The 4,172-nt window shown below is 71.3% G+C and carries 6 protein-coding genes; all 6 read left to right on the top strand.

Going from position 1 to position 4,172, the window contains the following annotated elements; translation table 11 throughout:
• Positions 1 to 62 precede the first annotated feature (62 nt).
• On the top strand, positions 63 to 269 hold the full coding sequence (locus FNH04_RS42395; RefSeq protein ID WP_152791567.1) for a hypothetical protein: 207 nt from the start codon (positions 63 to 65) through the stop codon (positions 267 to 269).
• Positions 266 to 964 carry a DUF6084 family protein gene (locus FNH04_RS42400; protein WP_152791568.1) on the top strand — a complete coding sequence of 233 codons (699 nt, stop codon included), beginning with the start codon at positions 266 to 268 and terminating at the stop codon, positions 962 to 964. Before FNH04_RS42395 ends, FNH04_RS42400 begins: the two co-directional genes overlap by 4 nt.
• The gene (locus tag FNH04_RS42405; protein ID WP_152791569.1) at positions 961 to 1,992 is read left to right on the top strand and encodes a hypothetical protein; all 1,032 of its coding nucleotides are present in this window, start codon (positions 961 to 963) and stop codon (positions 1,990 to 1,992) included. The genes FNH04_RS42400 and FNH04_RS42405 overlap by 4 nt, the downstream gene beginning before the upstream one ends.
• Positions 1,989 to 2,753 carry a hydrogenase maturation protease gene (locus FNH04_RS49185; RefSeq protein ID WP_322725456.1) on the top strand — a complete coding sequence of 255 codons (765 nt, stop codon included), beginning with the start codon at positions 1,989 to 1,991 and terminating at the stop codon, positions 2,751 to 2,753. The genes FNH04_RS42405 and FNH04_RS49185 overlap by 4 nt, the downstream gene beginning before the upstream one ends.
• Before the next feature lie 8 nt (positions 2,754 to 2,761).
• Entirely contained in the window at positions 2,762 to 2,893 is a 132-nt protein-coding gene (locus FNH04_RS48795) for a DUF6893 family small protein (RefSeq protein WP_265581796.1), read from the top strand.
• A 252-nt stretch (positions 2,894 to 3,145) separates the two neighbouring features.
• Positions 3,146 to 4,172 (top strand): glycoside hydrolase family 5 protein (locus FNH04_RS42415; RefSeq protein WP_322725458.1); only part of this gene is annotated, 1,027 nt, incomplete at its 3' end.

The following is a 4,172-nucleotide window of genomic DNA, read 5'->3' on the forward strand; positions in this document are numbered from 1 at the left end:
GTCCCCGATCCCACCCTCGCATCCGTCCCCGAGTCCACCCCCTTCACCACCGAGGAGGCGTCATGGGCATCACCGTAGGCAAACCCGACGTCGCGCCCGACAAGCCCGCGCACGTCGCGGGTGTGCGGCGCGGCAACCACCGGGGCCTGTACAAGCGCCAGCCGGGACACCGCCGCGACGACCGGTCCACGGCCCGCCGCTCCACCGGCATCAACCCCCGGCACCGGAACCCGGTCGACCCGGACATGCCGAACCTGTCTCCCGCATGACGGCGCCGCCCGCGCCGTCCGCTCCGGTGGCGCCGGTCCTGGCGTTCGCCGTCACCGGAGCCGAGGAGGAGCGCTTCGCCGCGCTGCCCACCCTCCGCTTCCGACTGGAGATCGCCAGGACCGGCGGCAGCCCGGTCGGCTCGATCGCGCTGACCACCGCCGTCCGTATCGACGTCGCCCGCCGCCGCTACGCTCGGGAGGCCCGGGTCGCGCTGGCCGAGCTGTTCGGGGCGCCGGAGCAGTGGGCGAGCAGCATGAGGCCGCTCACCTGGGCGAGGACGACCATCCACGTCCCGGCGTTCGACGACCGCACGATGGTGGAGATCCCCGTCGAATGCTCGTACGACACCGAGCTGGCCGTCACCAAGTACCTGCGCGCCGTCGGTGACGGCGACGTCCCGCTGGACTTCCTGTTCAGCGGCACCGTCTTCCACCGGGTTCCGGGCGGGCGCGGGCTCGCCGCCTCCCGGATCTCCTGGGCGGACGGCGACACCCGGTACGCCCTGCCCGCCGGGCTCTGGCACTCCCTGACCGACCGCTACCACGCGGGCAGCCCCTGGCTGCGGCTGTCCCGTGAGACCTACGACCGGCTCGACGCCTACCGCGTCCGGCACGTCCTCGGCAGCCCCGACGACGCCGTACGCGCCCTGCTCGACAGCGCCTCTCTCCACCACTCGGGGACCTTGACCTCATGACGCTCACCGATCACTCGGATCTTCCGGATCTCTCCGACCTCTCGGACGTGGAGAAGATCACGCGGACCTGCCTCTACGAGGGCTATCTGCTGTGGCCCTACCGGCGCTCCGCGCTGAAGAACACCAAACGCTGGACCTTCGGCGGCATCTTCCCCGCCGACTGCGCCGACGCGCTCGGCGAACCCGCCACCATGACCACCCGGGTGGTCCACGAGGGGCCCCTCGACGACCTCACGGTGCGGGTGCGGTTCCTCCAGGTGGTGGACCGCACGGTGACACAGGACGGCCGTCCCGTCGACGAGCTGGCCGTGGCCGGGGAGCGCCACGTCAGCTGGCAGGAGGTGACCGAACGCGAGGTGGTGCTGACCGGCGTCCCCGGCATCGCGGCGGTCGACATCCCCGAGGGCACGGACACCGAACCCCTGCCCGGGGAGACCGCCGCCCTCGTGCGCAGCTGGAGACGACTCACCGGCACGGTGGAGGTGACGGCCGAGCCTGTCGCGGACGGCGTCCACCGGCTGACCGCGCGGATCGCCAACAGCACGCCCTGTCCGGCGCCGGACCCCGGTGCCCGGCACGCCAGGGAGGCCGCCGCCGCGTACGCCTTCGTCTCCACCCACACCGTCCTGCACAGCGACCGCGGCCGCTTCGTCTCCCTCCTCGACCCGCCAACCGCGCTGCGCGACCACGCGGCCGCCTGCCGCAACGAGGGCACCTGGCCGGTGCTGGTCGGCACCGACCGGGGAGACGGCCGGGCGCACACCGTGCTCTCCTCGCCGGTCACGCTGTACGACTTCCCGCGTGTCGCGCCCGAGAGCCCGGGCGACCTGTTCGACGGAACCGAGATTGACCAGCTGCTCGTGCTGAGCGTGCTGAGCCTGACCGAGGAGGAACAGGCAGAGGCGCGCGCGAGCGATCCACGCGCGCGCGAGATCCTCGACCGCTGCGCCGGGCTCGGCATCGACGACCTGATGTCCCTGCACGGTGCCGTCCGTGAGTTCCGTCCGGCCGCGGGGGAGGGGGAGTGAACGGCGTCTCCTACCGTCCCGGCACACGGGTGAGGCTGCGGCCGTCCCGGCGGGCGGACATCATGGACCTCGCTCTCGCGGGGCGGATCGCCGAAGTCGCCGCGGTGGAGGAGGACTTCGAGGGGCAGGTGCACGTCGCCGTCGTCCTCGAAGGGGATCCGGGCCGTGACCTCGGTGCCGCGAGCCAGATCGGTCACCGGTTCTTCTTCGCCCCGGACGAGCTCGAACCGCTCGCGGGGCCCGCCGGCGAGCCGCCGTCCCACCGCCTGCTCGTGGCCGGCGTCGGCAACATCTTCATGGCCGACGACGGCTTCGGCCCCGAGGCCGCCGCCGCCCTCGCGCGCCGGCCGCTGCCCGACGGGGTCCACGTCGCCGACTTCGGTATCCGCGGGCTCGACCTCGCCTACCGCATGCTGGACGGCTACGACACCGTCCTCCTGCTGGACGCCACGCCTCACGGGCAGCGGCCGGGCACCCTCAGCGTCATCGAACCCGATCTCGCCGCGCTGCCCGCCGAGGGGGCGCCCGAGGCCCATGCGATGGACCCCGTCAAGGTTCTCGCCCTCGCCCGCCGTCTCGGCGACGGGGAACTGCCGCGCGTCCTCGTCGTGGGCTGCGAGCCCGAGGTCCGTATGACGGGCGACGAACCGGATGTCGTGGTCGGGCTCAGCGAACCGGTCCGTGAAGCCGTCGAGCGCTGCGTGCCCTTCGTCGAGTCCCTGATCGCCGAGATCCTCGCCGACGCCGCCGAGAGGAGGTGAACCCCGCCATGGAGAAAGGCATCCACATCCCCGGCAACGTGGTCAGAACCACGGTCGGAGCCGTGGCCGCCGTCCTGATCCTGCTCGCCCTGAGCGAGCTCCCGGAGGCGCGCCGCTACTTGAAACTGAAGAGCATGTGACCGGCCCGACGGCCGTCACACCACCGGGGCCCACGGGCGTCGGCGGTGTGACGGCCGTCGCGTACCTGCCCGGGTGCGTTGACGCCGGGCTCTGCCGGGGCGTCCGCCATGCCGCGAGTCGTTCGCGCGGCATCGCGTGCGCGGTGTCTTGACGTGTACTTGGCATAGTGGGTTCATGGGAGCGCTCCCATTCTTGTGCCCCCTGTTTGTTCTGATGCCTAGGTTTCTTGGCGCTCACTCTCTGGAGTCGCAGTGAGAACTACAAGAAGCACGACACGAAAGAGGCACGCAACACGCCTGCTGGCCGGCCTGGCCGCCCTTCTCGGGGTCGCCCTTCTCGGGGTGCTCTGCCCGGCCGCCGCTCAGGCCGAGGAGTCCCGTGTCCTCGCCACCGGTCTCCACATCCGTGACGGCCGCCTGCTGGAGGGCAACGGCAACGACTTCGTCATGCGGGGCGTCAACCACGCCCACACCTGGTACCCGGGCGAGACGCAGTCGCTGGCCGACGTCAAGGCGCTGGGTGCCAACACCGTCCGCGTCGTCCTCTCCGACGGCCACCGCTGGACCGAGAACAGCGCCGCCGACGTGGCGAACGTCGTGGCCCAGTGCAAGGCCAACCGGCTGATCTGCGTGCTGGAGGTGCACGACACCACCGGCTACGGCGAGGAGGCGGCGGCCGGGACCCTCGACCACGCGGCCGACTACTGGATCGGGCTGAAGGACGTCCTGGCCGGCGAGGAGAACTACATCATCGTCAACATCGGCAACGAGCCCTGGGGCAACACCAACCCGGCCGGCTGGACCGACCCCACCATCGCCGCCGTCAAGAAGCTGCGCAACGCCGGCTTCGAGCACACGATCATGGTGGACGCGCCCAACTGGGGCCAGGACTGGCAGGGCGTCATGCGCGCCAACGCCCGGTCCGTCTACGACGCCGACACCACCGGTAACCTGATCTTCTCGATCCACATGTACAGCGTCTACGACACCGCCCAGGAGATCACCGACTATCTGAACGCCTTCGTCGACGCCGGACTGCCCCTCCTCATCGGTGAGTTCGGCGGACCCGCCGACCAGTGGGGCGATCCGGACGAGGACACCATGATGGCCGCCGCCCAGCAGCTGAAGCTCGGCTACCTGGCGTGGTCCTGGAGCGGCAACACCGACCCGATCCTGGACCTGGCGACCGACTTCGACCCGAGCCGGCTCAGCTCCTGGGGGCAGCGCATCTTCAACGGCGCCAACGGCATCGCCCAGACCTCGAAGGAAGCCACCATCT

Origin of the sequence: Streptomyces phyllanthi, from assembly GCF_009377205.1 — a bacterium.
Lineage (GTDB): Bacteria > Actinomycetota > Actinomycetes > Streptomycetales > Streptomycetaceae > Streptomyces > Streptomyces phyllanthi.

Excerpts from the sequence above, each read along its gene's own strand:
- FNH04_RS42395 (WP_152791567.1), top strand. The coding sequence starts at position 63 with ATGGGCATCACCGTAGGCAAACCCGACGTCGCGCCCGACAAGCCCGCG.
- FNH04_RS42400 (WP_152791568.1), top strand. The coding sequence starts at position 266 with ATGACGGCGCCGCCCGCGCCGTCCGCTCCGGTGGCGCCGGTCCTGGCG.
- FNH04_RS42405 (WP_152791569.1), top strand. The coding sequence starts at position 961 with ATGACGCTCACCGATCACTCGGATCTTCCGGATCTCTCCGACCTCTCG.
- FNH04_RS48795 (WP_265581796.1), top strand. The coding sequence starts at position 2,762 with ATGGAGAAAGGCATCCACATCCCCGGCAACGTGGTCAGAACCACGGTC.